The organism is Streptomyces virginiae, from assembly GCF_040638905.1.
Taxonomy (GTDB): domain Bacteria; phylum Actinomycetota; class Actinomycetes; order Streptomycetales; family Streptomycetaceae; genus Streptomyces; species Streptomyces virginiae_B.
Window position 1 is genome coordinate 202,200 of the sequence record NZ_JBEZYV010000009.1, and the last position, 14,713, is coordinate 216,912.

The following is a 14,713-nucleotide window of genomic DNA, read 5'->3' on the forward strand; positions in this document are numbered from 1 at the left end:
GGCCCGGTCCCCAACCCGCCCGACAAAGGCGCCCGTTGACATGTGACGCGGCGTGCAGCACCCTTTCACTACTTAACTAGTGAAAGGGGGCTGCACGTGCTGGAATACCGCATCGACCGGCGCAGCGGCATGGCCACCTACCTGCAGATCGTCCACCAGACGAAACAGGCCCTGCGCCTGGGACTGCTGGAACCGGGCGACAAGCTGCCCACCGCGCGCGAAGTCGTCGAGGCGACGGCCATCAACCCGAACACGGTGCTCAAGGCCTACCGGGAGCTGGAGCGCGAGGGCCTCGTGGAAGCACGCCGGGGCATGGGCACCTTCGTGCGCAGGTCCCTGGGGGGCGCCCCGGCCGACTCGCCCCTGCGAGAAGAACTGGCCGACTGGGCACGGCGCGCGAGCGCCACGGGGATGGAGCGGGACGACGTGGCCGCACTCTTCACCGCAGTACTGGACCAACACTTCAAGGGGGACGACAGATGACGGACGATCCGGTGATTGAGGCGACGGGGCTGGGCGTGCGCTACTCACGGCGGCGCGGCTGGGCCCTGCGCGACTGCTCCTTCGGGCTGCCGGCCCACCGCGTCTGCGCGCTCGTCGGCCCCAACGGCGCGGGCAAGTCGACCCTGCTGGCGCTCGCTGCGGGACTGCTCCGGCCGACCGAGGGCACCATCAGCGCGCCGCCGCGCGAGGAGACGGCGTACGTGGGCCAGGACAAGCCCCTCTACCCGCAGCTGACCGTCGACGAGACCCTGCGCATGGGACGCGAGCTCAACCCGGGCCGCTGGGACACGAAGAGCGCAGCGCGGATCGTCGGGGAGGGCGGGCTCGACGCCGGCGCCAGGATCCGGTCGCTCTCGGGCGGCCAGCGCACCCGGGTCGCCCTGGCCCTCGCCCTCGGCAAGCGCCCCCGCCTGCTCCTGCTGGACGAGCCGATGGCCGACCTCGACCCGCTGGCCCGGCACCGGCTCATGGGCGCGCTGATGGCCGACGCCGCGGAGAACGGCACGTCCGTGGTGATGTCCTCGCACATCGTCGCCGAGCTGGAGGGCGCCTGCGACCACCTGCTGCTCGTCGACGGCGGTCGCGTCCGCCTGTCCGGCCCCGTCGACGACATCGTCGCGGCACACCGGCTGATCACCGGACCGGCGGCGGCCCTCGCCGACCTGGCCTCTCATACCGTCGTCGAGTCACGGACGACCGGCCGCCTGCTCACGGCGCTCGCGAGGCCGAACGGCCCGCTCGCCACCGACACCTGGCAGACGACCCACCCGTCACTGGAGGAACTCCTGCTCGCCCATCTGCGCTCCCCCGACGCCCCGGCCCTCGCCATCGGCCCCCGCGCCGCCGAGGCGGTGCGGGCATGAGCATGCTGACCTTGAAGGGCCCGCGCTGGGTCACCGTCCGCCAGCACCGCCGCACGCTGTGGGCGCTGCCCGCCGTCGTCGCCGCGAGCCTGGCCGGCGTCGTCGCGCTGCGGTGGTGGGCACAGAACGCCGCCGACCTGTACCCGGCCGACCCGGACGGCCCGCTGCGGTCCGCGATGGATGCCGCCGGCACCGCCATGCTGCTCCTGCCGCTGCTGGCGGGGGCCTTCGTCGCCGGTCCGATGGTGGCCCGCGAACTGGAGAGCGGCACCTACCGCCTCGCCCTGACCCAGTCGTCGACGCCCAGGGCCTGGCTCGCCTCGAAGATCACGGTCGCTGCGGCGGCCACCACGGCCTGCTCGGCCGGGCTGGTCGGGGTGTACCGCCTCGGCCTGATCCCGCTCGGCGGCACGTACCGGTTCAGCTGGCCGGACCGGGGACCGTACGAGTCGACCGGCACGGTGGTGGTGGCGTACTGCCTGCTGGGCGTGGCCACCGGAGCCCTCGTGGGCCAGCTCGTGCGGCGCACCCTCCCCGCCATGGCCGCCACCGGCCTCGTCACCGGCCTGGTGATGCTGGTGCTGGGCGCCCTGCGATGGTCCTTCCTGCCCGTGCAGACCATCACCGCGCCCCTGGGCTCCGGAACCCCGAAGCTGCCGAAGGACGCCTTCATGATGGACCTCGGACTCACCACGGCCTCGGGCGGACGGCTGCCCGAGTGGGCCTGCTTCCGGCACACCCACAGCCTGAACCAGTGCCCCGCCGACCTGAACGTGACCGGGTGGTACGTCGAATACCACCCGGTCAGCCACTACTGGCCGACCCAGTCCATCGAGACGGCCGCGGTCCTGGTCCTGGCCGCCCTCGCCCTCTGGGGTGCCTTCGCGGTACTGCGGGCCCGGCACCCATGACGCGGCCCGCCTCTACGCCTCCCGCGCCGCCGAGGTGAAGGTCATGTCCGGGTAGCGGTCGCCGGCGACCTGCGCGGCGATCGGCTCCAGCAGGGCCAGCTGCGCGGGCGTCAGGGCGATCCGGGTCGCCGCGATGTTCTCGCGCAGCCGCTCCGCCCGGCGGGTGCCCGGGATCGGGACCACGGTCAGCCCGTGCACCGCCGCGCGCTGCTGGACCCAGGCCAGGGCGATCTGCGCGGGGCTCGCCCCGAGCTCCCGCGCGATCTCCCGGACCGGGGCCAGCAGTGCCGCGTTCGTCTTTGCGTTGTCGCCGGTGAAGCGCGGCTGGTGGCGCCGGAAGTCGCTCTCCGACAGCTCCGCGGACGCGTCCGCGAAGGACCCGGTCAGGAAGCCCCGGCCGAGCGGGGAGTACGGCACGAAGGCCACGCCCAGTTCCGCCGCCGCGGCCACCGCGCTGCGCTCCACGTCCCGGCTGAACAGCGACCACTCCGACTGGAGCGCCGCGATCGGGTGCACGGCGTGCGCCTCGCGCAGCTCCGCTCCGGTGACCTCGCTCAGCCCGAGGTGGCGCACCTTGCCCTCCCGCACCAGCTCCGCCATGGCGCCCACCGACTCGGCGAGCGGCACGGCCGGGTCGCGCCGGTGCATGTAGTACAGGTCGATGACGTCCACGCCGAGCCGGCGCAGACTGCCCTCGACGGCACCGCGGACGTACGCGCGGTCGTTGCGGATGCCCCGGTGGGCGGGGTCGTCGGTGCGCTCTATGGCGAACTTCGTCGCCAGGGTGATCTCGTCCCGGTGCGCCGCCACGAACGGGGCGAGGAACTCCTCGTTGCGGCCGCGGCCGTAGACGTCGGCCGTGTCGAAGAGGGTGACCCCGGCGGCCAGCGCCGCCTCCAGGGTCTCCCGGGCGGCTGCCTCGTCGGTGTCGCCGTAGAACTCGCTCATGCCCATGCAGCCCAAACCCTGGACGCCGACCCTCGGGCCGCCCTTGCCGAGCTCGGCCCGGTCCAGGGTGTTGCCGTAATCCGTCATCGCTGTCCCCTCCGCGAAACCGTCTTCATCGTGTGCCCGCATACATGTCGATCTTGTAGTCAAGTACGGCCAGTGCGTCCGTCAGCTCCGTGATCCGCGCCCGCACCTCGCGCCGCGTCCGTTCCAGCAGCTCACGGCGTTCCCCGCGGGTGTGCTCGCCCTCGCGGACCAGTTCGGCGTACCGGACCATGTCCGCCACCGACATCCCCGTGGCACGCAGCTTGCCCACGAAGCCCAGCCAGTCGAGGTCCTGGTCGGTGAAGCGGCGCTGGCCCGAGTGGGAGCGGTCCACGTGCGGCATCAGCCCGATCCGCTCGTACCAGCGCAGGGTGTGCTGGCTCAGACCGGTCCGGGCCGCCACCTCGCTGATCGTGTACCGCGTCTGCGTCAGGCTCAGGCTCTGGCTCATGGCCCCACGCTAAAACCCTTGAGTGCACTCCAAGCAAGTAGGCTCGGCCGCATGGACAGCAAGGAGGCCGTCAACGGCATGGAAAGCCTGCGGATCATCGAGACCTGGCCGGTGGACACCGCCGCGGCGGCCGTCGTACGTGCGGACGGGAGCCTCGCCGGCTCGCACGGGCCCGTCGACCACCGCTTCGCGCTGGCGTCGGTCACCAAGCCGCTCGCCGCGTACGCCGCCCTCGTCGCCCACGAGGAAGGCGCGATCGAGTTGGACGAGCCGGCCGGACCGGAGGGGTCGACGGTCCGTCACCTGCTGGCGCACACCAGCGGCCTGGCCTTCGACGAGCACCGCGCGATGGCCGCGCCCGGCACGCGCCGGCTGTACTCGAACGCCGGTTTCGAGGTGCTCGGCGACCACATCGCCAAGGCCACCGGCATCCCCTTCGCCGAGTACGTGCACCAGGCCGTCTTCGAGCCGCTGGGCATGGCGTCGACCACGCTGGACGGCTCGCCCGCCAAGGACGGCGTCTCCACCGTCGCCGACCTGCTGCGCTTCGCCGCGGAACTGCAGGCGCCCCGGCTGCTCGACGTCCGTACGGTCGCCGAGGCGACCTCCGTCGTCCACCCCGGGCTCAAAGGCGTCCTGCCGGGGTACGGCAGCCAGTCCCCCAACGACTGGGGCCTCGGCCTGGAGATCCGCGACCGCAAGTCCCCGCACTGGACCGGCAGCACGTCCTCGCCCCGCACGTTCGGCCACTTCGGGCAGGCCGGCACCTTCCTGTGGGTGGACCCGGACGCGCGCGCCGCGTGCGTGGCGCTCACGGACCGGCCCTTCGGCCCGTGGGCGGTCGAGGCCTGGACGCCGTTCACCGACGCGGTCCTGGCCGAACTCCGCTCCCTCTAGGTTTCCCCTAGGCCGGCAGTTCCCAGATCAGCAGCTCCCCCGGGGACCCGGCGATGATCTCCAGCCCTTTCTCGGCGGTGATCCGCGCCGAGTCCCCGGGTCCCAGCTCCGCGCCGTCCAGGCGCAGGTCCCCGCGCACGACGTGCAGGTACACCCGCTCGGCGGCCGGTACGGCGACCCGCTCGCCCGCGCCGGGACGCCGTACGTGCAGGGCGGCGCCGGCTGCGGGGACCTCGTAGGGCGTGCCGTCGGGGACGCCGCGCAGCACCTCGTACGAGGGGTCGCCGCCCGCGGCGAGCGGCGAGAGCCACATCTGGACGAAGCGCAGCGGCCGGTCGCCGTCGTTGCGCTCGACGTGGCGTGCCCCGGATCCGGCGCTGAGCCGCTGGACGTCACCGGGCAGGACGGTGCTCTTCTCGCCGGTGCTGTCCTGGTGGGTGAGTTCGCCGTCGATCACCCAAGTCACGATCTCGGTGTGGCTGTGCGGGTGCTCGTCGAAGCCGGCGCCGGCCGCGAGGGTCTCCTCGTTGCAAGCCAGGACGGGGCCGAAGCGCAGGTTGTCCGGGTCGTAGAAGGACCCGAAGGAGAAGGCGTGGCGGGTGGTGATCCCGGCCGCCGGGTCCCCTCCCTCGTACCGGTCGGCGCCGCGGCGTACATCAATCATGAGGGCCACCGTAGCGGCCGGACTGGGGCCCGGCGCGGGACCGGACTCGGCGCAGCCTTCCCGATAAGGCAGTCTTGTCCCGTGCCTCAACCCGAACGTGAGCATTCGCCCGCCACACACGCCGCGCATCCCGCTCCCGCCCATCCGCACGCCGCGACGCTGCGCCGCCTGGAGAAGTCCTCCGGCCGGCTCGCCGCCAACGCGATCGCGCGCATGGACGAGACCCTGCCGTGGTACCGGGCGATGCCACCCGAGAACCGCTCGTGGATCGGCCTGGTCGCGCAGGCCGGTATCGCCGCGTTCACCGAGTGGTTCCGGCATCCGGAGACTCCTCAGGCGATCTCCACCGACGTCTTCGGCACGGCTCCGCGCGAGCTGACCCGGGCGATCACACTGCGTCAGACCGTCGAGATGGTCCGCACCACGATCGAGGTCATGGAGACCGCGATCGAGGAGGTGGCGGCCCCCGGCGACGAGTCGATCCTGCGCGAGGCGCTGCTGGTGTACGCGCGGGAGATCGCCTTCGCGACCGCCCAGGTGTACGCGCAGGCCGCCGAGGCGCGCGGGGCGTGGGACGCGCGGCTGGAGTCCCTGGTCGTCAACGCGGTGCTGTCCGGCGAGGCCGACGAGGGCGCGCTGTCGAGGGCGGCGGCGCTGGGCTGGAACTCCCCGGAGCACGTGTGCGTGGTGCTCGGCACCGCCCCGGAGGGCGACAGCGAGCTGACGGTCGAGGCGATCCGGCGCGCGGCCCGGCACCACAAGCTCCAGGTCCTCACGGGTGTGCTCGGGGACCGCCTGGTCGTCATCGCGGGCGGCAGCGACAACCCGATGCAGGTGGCCAAGTCCCTGATCGGGCCGTTCGCGGCGGGCCCGGTGGTGGCCGGCCCGGTGGTGCCCGACCTGCTGAACGCGACGAAGTCGGCGCAGGCCGCGGCGGCCGGACTGAAGGCCTGTACGGCGTGGCAGGACGCGCCGCGGCCGGTCCTGGCGGATGATCTCCTGCCGGAACGCGCGATCGCCTCCGATCCGGCTGCCAGGGAACAGCTGGTGGAGGAGATCTACAGACCGCTTGAGGAGGCGGGGTCGGCACTGCTGGAGACGTTGAGCGTCTATCTGGAGCAGGCGAGCAGCCTCGAAGGGGCTGCTCGGATGCTGTTCGTGCACCCCAATACGGTGCGCTACCGGCTACGACGTGTGACCGACGTCACCGGCTGGTCGCCGTCGGATGTCCGGTCGGCGTTCACGCTGCGGATCGCCCTGATTCTGGGGCGTCTGGCTGACGGCGATACCCAGTCCTAAGATTTTGTGGGACATCAACAATTACCCCGACGGTTCTTGGTCCCTGTCCCCACGGGCGGCAGGGACCATCCACAAGAGAGAGTGTGAGGGTGCTCGTACTCGTCGCTCCCGGCCAAGGCGCTCAGACGCCCGGCTTCTTGACTCCCTGGCTCGACCTCCCCGGTGCCGCTGACCGCGTCGCCGCCTGGTCGGACGCCATCAAGCTGGACCTCGCGCGCTACGGCACGACGGCCGACGCCGAGGAGATCCGCGACACCGCGGTCGCCCAGCCCCTGCTGGTCGCCGCCGGCCTACTGTCCGCCTCCGCGCTGGGTTCCACCTCGGCCTTCGGCGCCGTCGCGGGCCACAGTGTCGGTGAGATCACCGCCGCGGCCATCGCCGGCGTGCTGCCCGAGGAGGACGCGCTGTCGTTCGTCCGGACCCGCGGGCTGGGCATGGCGGAGGCCGCCGCCGTCACCGAGACGGGCATGGCCGCGGTACTCGGCGGCGACCCCGCCGTCGTCGTCGCGCACCTGGAGAACCTCGGCCTGACCCCGGCCAACATCAACGGCGCGGGCCAGATCGTCGCCGCCGGCACGATGGAGCAGATCGAAGCCCTGCAGGCCGACAAGCCCGAGGGTTCCATGAAGGTCGTTCCCCTCAAGGTCGCGGGCGCCTTCCACACGCACCACATGGCCCCCGCGGTCGCCGAGCTGGCGAAGGCCGCCGAGGCCCTCTCCCCGGCCGACCCCGCCTTGAAGTACGTCTCGAACAAGGACGGCCTCGTCATCACCACGGGCGCCGACGTCGTCGCCCGCCTGGTCGGCCAGGTCGCGAACCCGGTCCGCTGGGACCTGTGCATGGAGACGTTCGCCGAGCTGGGCGTCACGGGGATCATCGAGCTGTCTCCCGGTGGCACCCTGACGGGTCTGGCCAAGCGCGCGCTGAAGGGCGTACCGAGCGTGGCGCTGAAGACCCCGGACGATCTCGAGAAGGCCGCGGCGCTGGTCGCCGAACTGACGGCCTGAGAGAAGGAGCCCACACAGCATGTCCAAGATCAAGCCGGCCAAGGGCTCCCCCTACGCCCGCATCCTCGGTGTCGGCGGTTACCGCCCGACCCGTGTGGTGCCCAACGAGGTCATCCTCGAGACCATCGACTCGTCCGACGAGTGGATCCGCTCCCGCTCCGGCATCGCGACCCGGCACTGGGCCTCGCCCCAGGAGACCGTCGCCGCGATGTCGGTGGAGGCCTCGGGCAAGGCGCTGGCCGACGCCGGTGTCGCCCCCGAGCAGATCGGTGCGGTGATCGTCTCCACGGTCTCGCACTTCAAGCAGACCCCGGCCGTCGCGACCGAGATCGCGCACCGGATCGGCGCCGTCAAGCCCGCCGCCTTCGACATCTCCGCGGGCTGTGCCGGTTTCGGCTACGGCCTGACGCTCGCCAAGGGCATGGTGGTGGAGGGTTCCGCGCAGTACGTCCTCGTCATCGGCGTGGAACGGCTCTCGGACCTCACGGACCTGGAGGACCGCGCGACGGCCTTCCTGTTCGGCGACGGCGCCGGCGCCGTGGTCGTCGGCCCCTCGGACGAGCCTGCCATCGGCCCCACGGTGTGGGGTTCGGAGGGCGACAAGTCCGACACGATCAAGCAGACCGTGCCGTGGGACGAGTACCTCGGCAAGGACGCCGGAGAGAAGTTCCCGGCCATCACGCAGGAGGGTCAGGCGGTCTTCCGCTGGGCCGTCTTCGAGATGGCCAAGGTGGCCCAGCAGGCGCTCGACGCCGCCGGGATCACCGCGTCGGACCTGGACGTCTTCATCCCGCACCAGGCGAACATGCGGATCATCGACTCGATGGTGAAGACTCTGAAGCTGCCGGAGCACGTCACGGTCGCCCGCGACGTGGAAACCACCGGCAACACGTCGGCCGCCTCGATCCCGCTCGCCATGGAGCGGCTCCTGGCGACCGGAGCGGCGAAGAGCGGCGACACCGCGCTCGTCATCGGCTTCGGGGCGGGGCTCGTCTACGCCGCCACGGTCGTTACCCTCCCCTAGGGCCGGGATCCACATCCCGGTCTTCCTACCCAGTTACCAGAGAAGGAGCGCCACATGGCCGCCACGCAGGAAGAGATCGTCGAGGGCCTCGCCGAGATCGTCAACGAGATCGCGGGCATCCCGGTCGAGGACGTCGAGATCGACAAGTCCTTCACCGACGACCTGGACGTCGACTCCCTGTCCATGGTCGAGGTCGTCGTCGCCGCCGAAGAGCGCTTCGACGTCAAGATCCCGGACGAGGACGTCAAGAACCTCAAGACGGTCGGCGACGCCGCGGACTACATCCTGAAGAACCAGGCCTGAGCCTGACGAGCGTTTGTCGCCACCCGGCGGTGGCGCCGTGACAATTCAGCACCCCCTGAGACGTGGAGAAAGAATTCCTGTGAGCCCGACCAATCGCACCGTGGTCGTCACCGGTATCGGCGCAACCACTCCGCTGGGTGGCGACAGCGCTTCGACCTGGGAAGGTCTGCTCGCCGGCCGTTCCGGCGTCAAGCCCCTGGAGGGCGAGCGCTTCGCCGAACTCCCGGTACGCATCGCCGCCCCTGTCGCCGTGGACCCGAGTGAGGTCCTCCCCCGGCCGCTGGCCCGCAAGCTGGACCGCTCGGCGCAGTTCGCCGTCATCGCGGCCCGCGAGGCGTGGGCCGACGCCGGCTACACCGCCCCGGCCGGCGAGGACGAGTCCATCGCACCCGACCGGCTCGGCACCGTGATCGCCTCCGGCATCGGCGGTGTCACCACACTGCTCGACCAGTACGACGTACTGAAGGAAAAGGGTGTGCGCCGGGTCTCCCCGCACACCGTTCCCATGCTCATGCCGAACGGCCCGTCGGCCAACGTCGGCCTGGAGGTCAACGCCCAAGCGGGCGTGCACACTCCGGTCAGCGCATGCGCGTCCGGCGCCGAGGCCATCGGCTACGCCGTCGAGATGATCCGCACCGGCCGCGCCGACGTGGTCGTCGCGGGCGGCACCGAGGCCGCGATCCACCCGCTGCCGATCGCCGCCTTCGCCAACATGATGGCGATGTCGAAGAACAACGAGAACCCGCAGACGGCCTCGCGTCCGTACGACAAGGCCCGTGACGGCTTCGTCCTGGGCGAGGGCGCGGGCGTCGTCATCCTGGAGTCCGCCGAGCACGCCGCCAAGCGCGGTGCCCGGGTCTACTGCGAGGTGCTGGGCCAGGGTCTGTCCGCGGACAGCCACCACATCGCGCAGCCCGAGCCGACCGGCCGCGGTGTCGCGGCCGCGGTGCAGAACCTGCTCGACAACACGGGTCTCGACCCGGCCGAGCTGGTCCACGTCAACGCGCACGCCACGTCCACCCCGCAGGGCGACACGGCCGAGATCAAGGCCCTGCGCAAGGTCCTGGGCGACGACCTCGACCACATCGCGATCTCCGCGACCAAGTCGATGACCGGTCACCTGCTGGGTGGCGCGGGCGGTATCGAGACCGTCGCCACCGTGCTGGCGCTGTACCACCGGCTGGCCCCGCCGACGATCAACGTCGACGCGCTCGACGACGACATCGACGCCGACATCGTCATCGGCGAGCCGCGCAAGCTGCCGGCCGACGGTCCGATCTCCGCGATCAACAACTCCTTCGGTTTCGGCGGCCACAACGTCACCCTGGCGTTCCGCACGGTCTAGTGCGCCCCTGAAACACGTCAGAAGGCCCACCCGGGTGATCCCGGGTGGGCCTTCTGCGTTGGACGGGGGGTCAGACCACCTGGTGGAGCCAGCGGACGGGCGCGCCCTCGCCCGCGTAGCGGAAGGGCTCCAGCTCGTCGTCCCAGGGCTTGCCGAGCAGTTTGGCGATCTCCGCCTCCAGCTCGGTCTCGCCGCGCGCCGACCGGGCCAGGGCGGCGCGCAGCCGGTCCTCCGGGATGAGGATGTCGCCGTGCATACCGGTGACGGCGTGGAAGATGCCGAGCTCCGGTGTGGAGCTGTAGCGCTCGCCCTCTGCGGTCGGACAGGGCTCCGCGGTCACCTCGAAGCGCAGCAGGTGCCAGCCGCGCAGCGCGGAGGCGAGTTTCGACGCGGTGCCCGCTTCGGCCTGCCAGGAGAACTCGGCTCTCCAGGTGCCCGGGGAGGCGGGCTGCCTGATCCAGTCGAGGTTCGCCCGCACCCCGAGCACGCCCGCTACGGCCCATTCCACGTGCGGGCAGAGCGCGCGCGGTGCGGAATGCACGTACAGAACTCCACGTGTCGTCACCGGGACCTCCAGTGGTGGACGAGGTCGGGAATAAACTCCAGAAAACGGACAGTTTGTGACGTGATGTAATGTAACGGAAATTATTTGACATTGCGCTACGGGACCTGCGGCCGAAACGCCACGGGAAAAAGCTACCGTGCGCCAGGGGTCATGGTGTGACGTACGGTCGCTCCAAGACCGGTAAACACAGAGCTTTCACTCACCAGGCCCCCCGGTCGACGTGGGGGCCACAAGGAGGGGTCCTTCCCATGCGCACCACCGCCGCCGGACGCCGCGCGCGCCGTACTCTCGCGGGCGCGGGCACGGCGGTCGCGCTGCTGGCCGGGGCTCTGAGCGGGTGTCAGTCGGGCGGGTCGCCCGACCGCGGCGAGCGCGGAGCGCAGTCGGGGCCCCGGTGGAACACGGCGCCCACCTCGGTCGCGGCCGCCGGCGACTCCATCACACGTGGTTTCGACGCCTGTTCGGTCCTCGCCGACTGCCCCGAGGTCTCCTGGGCCACCGGCAACGACCCCGCCGTCCGCTCCCTCGCCAGCCGGCTGCTGGGGCAGGCCGCGGTGCCCGAGCGCAGCTGGAACTACGCGGTGACCGGCTCGCGCATGGCGGACCTGCCGGCCCAGCTGACTGCGGCCGCCGCGCACAAGCCCGACCTGGTCACGGTGATGGTGGGGTCGAACGACGCCTGCCGGCCCACCGCTTCGTCGATGACCCCGGTGGCGGACTTCCGGTCCGGCTTCGAGCAGGCCCTCGCGCAGCTGCGGGCCGCGTCCCCGACCTCCCAGGTGTACGTCTCCAGCGTGCCGGACCTGCAGCGGCTGTGGGAGCAGGGCAAGGACCTCCCGATGGTGCGCCAGGTGTGGAAGCTGGGCATCTGCCAGTCGATGCTCGCCGATCCGCTGTCGCTGGCCACGGGGGCCAAGGCCCGGCGCGAGCAGGTGCGGGCACGGGTGGTCGAGTACAACGAGGTGCTGCGCGAGGTCTGCGGGAAGGACGCGCTGTGCCGCTACGACGGCGGCGCGGTGTTCCAGTACCCCTTCGCGGCGGAGCAGTTGAGCCGCTGGGACTGGTTCCACCCGGGCAAGGACGGACAGGCGCGGCTGGCGGAACTGGCACACCGCCAGGTGACGGCGGCGGAGCCGCCGCGTTGACGTCAGTGCGCGGAGGGTCCGGGGACGGGTGTCAGGGCCCGTCCCCGGACCGGTTCTCAGGGGTGGTTTCCGGCCATACGGAGTGTCACGCGATGTCGAGCGTCACGGTCAGCCGGGTGTCGCCGTGCGCGTGGCTCGCGCGCACCTCGTAGGCACCGCCGATCCGGCGCCAGCCGCGGGCCTCCTCGTCCCAGACCTCGAAGGCCCGGGCGGGCAGCGGGATCTCGGTCTCGACGCTCTCGCCGGGGCCCGCGGCGACGCTCGCGAAGCCCGCCAGCCAGCTCGCCGGACGCTCGACGGCCGTGCTCCGCGCGCCGTCGGACGCACCGTCGGACGCGGTGTCCACGGGCGCCAGGTAGACCTGGACGACCTCGCGGCCGGGCCGGGTGCCGGTGTTGGTGACGCGGACCCGTACGGTCTCGGCGGTGGCCTCCAGGGACTCGTACGCCCAGTCGGTGTAGCCGAGGCCGTGCCCGAAGGGGTAGGCGGGGGTGACGCCCCGCCGCTCGTAGGCCCGGTAGCCGATGAACAGGCCCTCGCCGTACTCCAGGCGGCCGTCCGTGGGGACGACCTCGGTGACGGGCGCGTCGGCGAACCGGGCGGGCCAGGTGGTGGGCAGCCGGCCGCCCGGCTCCGCGTCCCCGAGGAGTACGTCGGCCAGCGCGGCCCCGCCCTCCTGCCCGGGGAACCAGGTCAGCAGGACGGCGGCGACGTCCTCGCGCCACGGGAGCTCCACCGGGGAGCCGGCGTTGACGACGACGACGGTGTTCGGGTTGACGGCGGCGACGGCCCGCACCAGGTCGTCCTGGCGGCCCGGGAGGGCGAGGTCGCTCCGGTCGAAGCCCTCGGACTCCACGCGCTCGGTGGTGGCGACGACCACGACGGCGGTGTCCGCGGCGCGGGCGGCCTCGACCGCCTCGGCGATCAGCTCGTCGGGGTCGCGCCGCGGGGGGAGGTGGAGCAGCGAGAACATGATCGCCCTGAGCGGCAGCGCACTCATGTCGGGGACCTGGAAGGTCAGTGACACCTCGACGGGCTCGCCCTCGGCGAGGGTGACGCGGGCGCGCTCGCTGGGCGCCCCGAAGAAGGCCTCGAAGGGGTCGGCCTCGTCGCCCATCTCCTGGACGCCGCTCCACAGCCGCCGTCCGCCGACGGCGAGGGCGAAGGCGCCGAGTCCGCGGGTGCCGAAGGCGTGCTCACCGCTCTCGCGCGGCACGAACGTACCGCGGACCTCGATGCTCGCCATGGCCTCGTACGTGGCGCCCGCGGGCAGGTCGTCGCCGATCCACTGGACCTGGCCGGTGGGCAGGCCGCCCTCGCCGAGGACGGCCCCCGAGGCGTCGCGGCACACGGCGACGAGCTCGAAGCCCTTGTCGGCAGGGGTGAGTTCCTCGGAGGGGTCGGCGCCGACCGCGTAGCTCAGGGCCCCCTCCGGGAGGGCCGCGGCGAGTCCGTCGAGCGGGGAGACGACCCGTTCGGGGAAGACGGTGGCACTGCCGCCGCCCAGCACCCGGGCATCGCGCGCGGCCGCCCCGAGGAGGGCGACGGTACGGCCGGCGGAGGCGTCCAGCGGCAGGGCGCCGTCCTCGTTGCGGACGAGGACGAACCCGCGGGCGGCGAGTTCGCGGGCCAGCGCCTGGCCGTCGACGGGGGCCGGGGGAGTCTCGACGACCGGGGGCGCGCCCTCCAGGGCCCCGACGCGGGCGGCGAGGCGCAGGACGTTGCGCACGGCTTCGTCGACGGCGGACTCGGGGACCTCCCCGGCGCGCACGGCCTCGGCGAGGGCGGGTCCGTAGACGGTGGTCGGGCCGGGCATCGCCACGTCCATGCCGCCCAGGATGTCGCCGGTGGTGGAGCGGGCGGCCATCCAGTCGGAGACGTTGGCGCCGTCGAAGCCCCACTCGCCGCGCAGGACCTCGTTCACGAGGTACCGGTGCTCGGTCATCGTCGTGCCGTTGACCTGGTTGTAGGCGGTCATGATGCCCCATGGGCGGGCATGGGCGACGATGGCCTCGAAGGGGGCCAGGTACAGCTCGCGCAGCGGGCGTGGGGCGATGACGCTGTCGACGGTGAACCGGTCGGTCTCGGCGTCGTTGCCGACGAAGTGCTTGACCGTGGTGCCGACGCCGCCGTCCTGGACGCCGTTGACGTAGCCGCTGCCGATGGCCCCGGTGAGGTACGGGTCCTCGGAGTAGCACTCGAAGTGCCGTCCGCCGAGCGGGGAGCGGTGCAGGTTGACGGTGGGCGCGAGCAGGACGTGGACGCCCTTGCGGCGGGCCTCCTGGGCGAGGAGCCGGCCGGCGCGGCGGGCGAGCTCCGGGTCCCAGGCGGCGGCGAGCGAGGTCGGGGAGGGCAGGGCGACGGACGGGTCGTCGGCGGTCCAGCGCACGCCGCGGACCCCGACGGGGCCGTCGGACATGACCAGGGACTGCAGCCCGATGGCGGGGATCGCGGGCAGGGACCACATGTCGCGGCCCGCCAGGAGAAGGGCCTTGGTGTCGAGATCGAGCTTGCCGAGCGCCGCCTCCACGGCGTCGTCCCGTATCTGGTCGCGGACCTGATCGGCATCGGTCACGGCCGAGCCTCCTCGTCGAGAGCGGTGCGGTTGCGCGGAGCGGTGCGGTGCGGTGCGGTGCGGTGCCCCCATCGTGAACCTGTTGCCTGTTGAACGGTCGGGTTTGTCATCTCTTCGTGATGTTCGAATGCCGTACGGTCCTCCTACGGTCCTGCGGACGGGAGTGG

The 14,713-nt window shown here is 72.2% G+C and carries 15 protein-coding genes; 10 read left to right on the forward strand and 5 right to left on the reverse strand.

Annotated elements, in window-relative coordinates; genetic code table 11:
* Positions 1–96 precede the first annotated feature (96 nt).
* The 3 genes from AB0F82_RS15755 to AB0F82_RS15765 are packed head-to-tail and all read left to right on the forward strand — an operon-like array spanning position 97 to position 2,278.
* Positions 97–483, forward strand: coding sequence for a GntR family transcriptional regulator (locus AB0F82_RS15755; protein WP_362627551.1), 387 nt, complete (start codon positions 97–99; stop codon positions 481–483).
* On the forward strand, positions 480–1,367 hold the full coding sequence (locus tag AB0F82_RS15760) for an ABC transporter ATP-binding protein (protein WP_362627554.1): 888 nt from the start codon (positions 480–482) through the stop codon (positions 1,365–1,367). The genes AB0F82_RS15755 and AB0F82_RS15760 overlap by 4 nt, the downstream gene beginning before the upstream one ends.
* Positions 1,364–2,278: an ABC transporter permease subunit gene (locus tag AB0F82_RS15765; RefSeq protein WP_362627557.1), complete on the forward strand. Its 915-nt coding sequence runs from the start codon at positions 1,364–1,366 to the stop codon at positions 2,276–2,278. Before AB0F82_RS15760 ends, AB0F82_RS15765 begins: the two co-directional genes overlap by 4 nt.
* A gap of 12 nt (positions 2,279–2,290) precedes the next feature.
* On the opposite strand, the gene AB0F82_RS15770 is transcribed toward AB0F82_RS15765, so the two are convergent.
* Positions 2,291–3,313, reverse strand: coding sequence for an aldo/keto reductase (locus AB0F82_RS15770; protein WP_362627560.1), 1,023 nt, complete (start codon positions 3,311–3,313; stop codon positions 2,291–2,293).
* A 25-nt stretch (positions 3,314–3,338) separates the two neighbouring features.
* Positions 3,339–3,722: a MerR family transcriptional regulator gene (locus tag AB0F82_RS15775; protein ID WP_356810352.1), complete on the reverse strand. Its 384-nt coding sequence runs from the start codon at positions 3,720–3,722 to the stop codon at positions 3,339–3,341.
* Positions 3,723–3,800: 78 nt separating this feature from the next.
* Between AB0F82_RS15775 and AB0F82_RS15780 the strand changes: the two genes are divergently transcribed.
* Positions 3,801–4,619, forward strand: coding sequence for a serine hydrolase domain-containing protein (locus AB0F82_RS15780; protein WP_362627705.1), 819 nt, complete (start codon positions 3,801–3,803; stop codon positions 4,617–4,619).
* A 7-nt stretch (positions 4,620–4,626) separates the two neighbouring features.
* Here AB0F82_RS15780 and AB0F82_RS15785 read toward each other — a convergent pair whose 3' ends face one another.
* Positions 4,627–5,283: a pirin family protein gene (locus tag AB0F82_RS15785; protein ID WP_362627563.1), complete on the reverse strand. Its 657-nt coding sequence runs from the start codon at positions 5,281–5,283 to the stop codon at positions 4,627–4,629.
* An 81-nt stretch (positions 5,284–5,364) separates the two neighbouring features.
* Here AB0F82_RS15785 and AB0F82_RS15790 point away from each other — a divergent pair, with 81 nt between their 5' ends.
* The 5 genes from AB0F82_RS15790 to fabF all read left to right on the forward strand — a co-directional run bounded on the left by AB0F82_RS15790 (position 5,365) and on the right by fabF (position 10,261).
* On the forward strand, positions 5,365–6,582 hold the full coding sequence (locus AB0F82_RS15790; RefSeq protein WP_351000247.1) for a PucR family transcriptional regulator: 1,218 nt from the start codon (positions 5,365–5,367) through the stop codon (positions 6,580–6,582).
* Positions 6,583–6,671: 89 nt separating this feature from the next.
* A complete protein-coding gene (locus tag AB0F82_RS15795; protein ID WP_362627566.1) occupies positions 6,672–7,589 on the forward strand; it encodes an ACP S-malonyltransferase in 918 nt (305 codons plus the stop codon).
* A gap of 19 nt (positions 7,590–7,608) precedes the next feature.
* Positions 7,609–8,613 (forward strand): ketoacyl-ACP synthase III, encoded by a 1,005-nt coding sequence (locus AB0F82_RS15800; protein WP_356810355.1) that lies wholly within the window; start codon positions 7,609–7,611, stop codon positions 8,611–8,613.
* Positions 8,614–8,667: 54 nt separating this feature from the next.
* A complete protein-coding gene (locus tag AB0F82_RS15805) occupies positions 8,668–8,916 on the forward strand; it encodes an acyl carrier protein (RefSeq protein ID WP_356810356.1) in 249 nt (82 codons plus the stop codon).
* Between the two features lie 79 nt (positions 8,917–8,995).
* Positions 8,996–10,261 (forward strand): beta-ketoacyl-ACP synthase II, encoded by a 1,266-nt coding sequence (fabF, locus tag AB0F82_RS15810; RefSeq protein WP_356810357.1) that lies wholly within the window; start codon positions 8,996–8,998, stop codon positions 10,259–10,261.
* A gap of 70 nt (positions 10,262–10,331) precedes the next feature.
* On the opposite strand, the gene AB0F82_RS15815 is transcribed toward fabF, so the two are convergent.
* Positions 10,332–10,826, reverse strand: coding sequence for a DUF3145 domain-containing protein (locus tag AB0F82_RS15815; RefSeq protein WP_356810358.1), 495 nt, complete (start codon positions 10,824–10,826; stop codon positions 10,332–10,334).
* Positions 10,827–11,074: 248 nt separating this feature from the next.
* On the opposite strand from AB0F82_RS15815, the gene AB0F82_RS15820 reads away from it, so the two are divergent.
* Entirely contained in the window at positions 11,075–11,971 is an 897-nt protein-coding gene (locus AB0F82_RS15820; RefSeq protein WP_356810359.1) for an SGNH/GDSL hydrolase family protein, read from the forward strand.
* 85 nt (positions 11,972–12,056) lie between these two features.
* On the opposite strand, the gene AB0F82_RS15825 is transcribed toward AB0F82_RS15820, so the two are convergent.
* Positions 12,057–14,546: a beta-glucosidase family protein gene (locus AB0F82_RS15825; protein ID WP_362627570.1), complete on the reverse strand. Its 2,490-nt coding sequence runs from the start codon at positions 14,544–14,546 to the stop codon at positions 12,057–12,059.
* Between the last annotated feature and the right edge of the window lie 167 nt (positions 14,547–14,713).

Bases quoted from the DNA above. Each gene is read 5' to 3' on its own strand.
- AB0F82_RS15800 (WP_356810355.1), top strand. From the start codon at position 7,609: ATGTCCAAGATCAAGCCGGCCAAGGGCTCCCCCTACGCCCGCATCCTC.
- AB0F82_RS15760 (WP_362627554.1), top strand. From the start codon at position 480: ATGACGGACGATCCGGTGATTGAGGCGACGGGGCTGGGCGTGCGCTAC.
- AB0F82_RS15785 (WP_362627563.1), bottom strand. From the start codon at position 5,283: ATGATTGATGTACGCCGCGGCGCCGACCGGTACGAGGGAGGGGACCCG.
- AB0F82_RS15765 (WP_362627557.1), top strand. From the start codon at position 1,364: ATGAGCATGCTGACCTTGAAGGGCCCGCGCTGGGTCACCGTCCGCCAG.
- AB0F82_RS15820 (WP_356810359.1), top strand. From the start codon at position 11,075: ATGCGCACCACCGCCGCCGGACGCCGCGCGCGCCGTACTCTCGCGGGC.
- AB0F82_RS15770 (WP_362627560.1), bottom strand. From the start codon at position 3,313: ATGACGGATTACGGCAACACCCTGGACCGGGCCGAGCTCGGCAAGGGC.
- AB0F82_RS15805 (WP_356810356.1), top strand. From the start codon at position 8,668: ATGGCCGCCACGCAGGAAGAGATCGTCGAGGGCCTCGCCGAGATCGTC.
- AB0F82_RS15780 (WP_362627705.1), top strand. From the start codon at position 3,801: ATGGAAAGCCTGCGGATCATCGAGACCTGGCCGGTGGACACCGCCGCG.
- AB0F82_RS15775 (WP_356810352.1), bottom strand. From the start codon at position 3,722: ATGAGCCAGAGCCTGAGCCTGACGCAGACGCGGTACACGATCAGCGAG.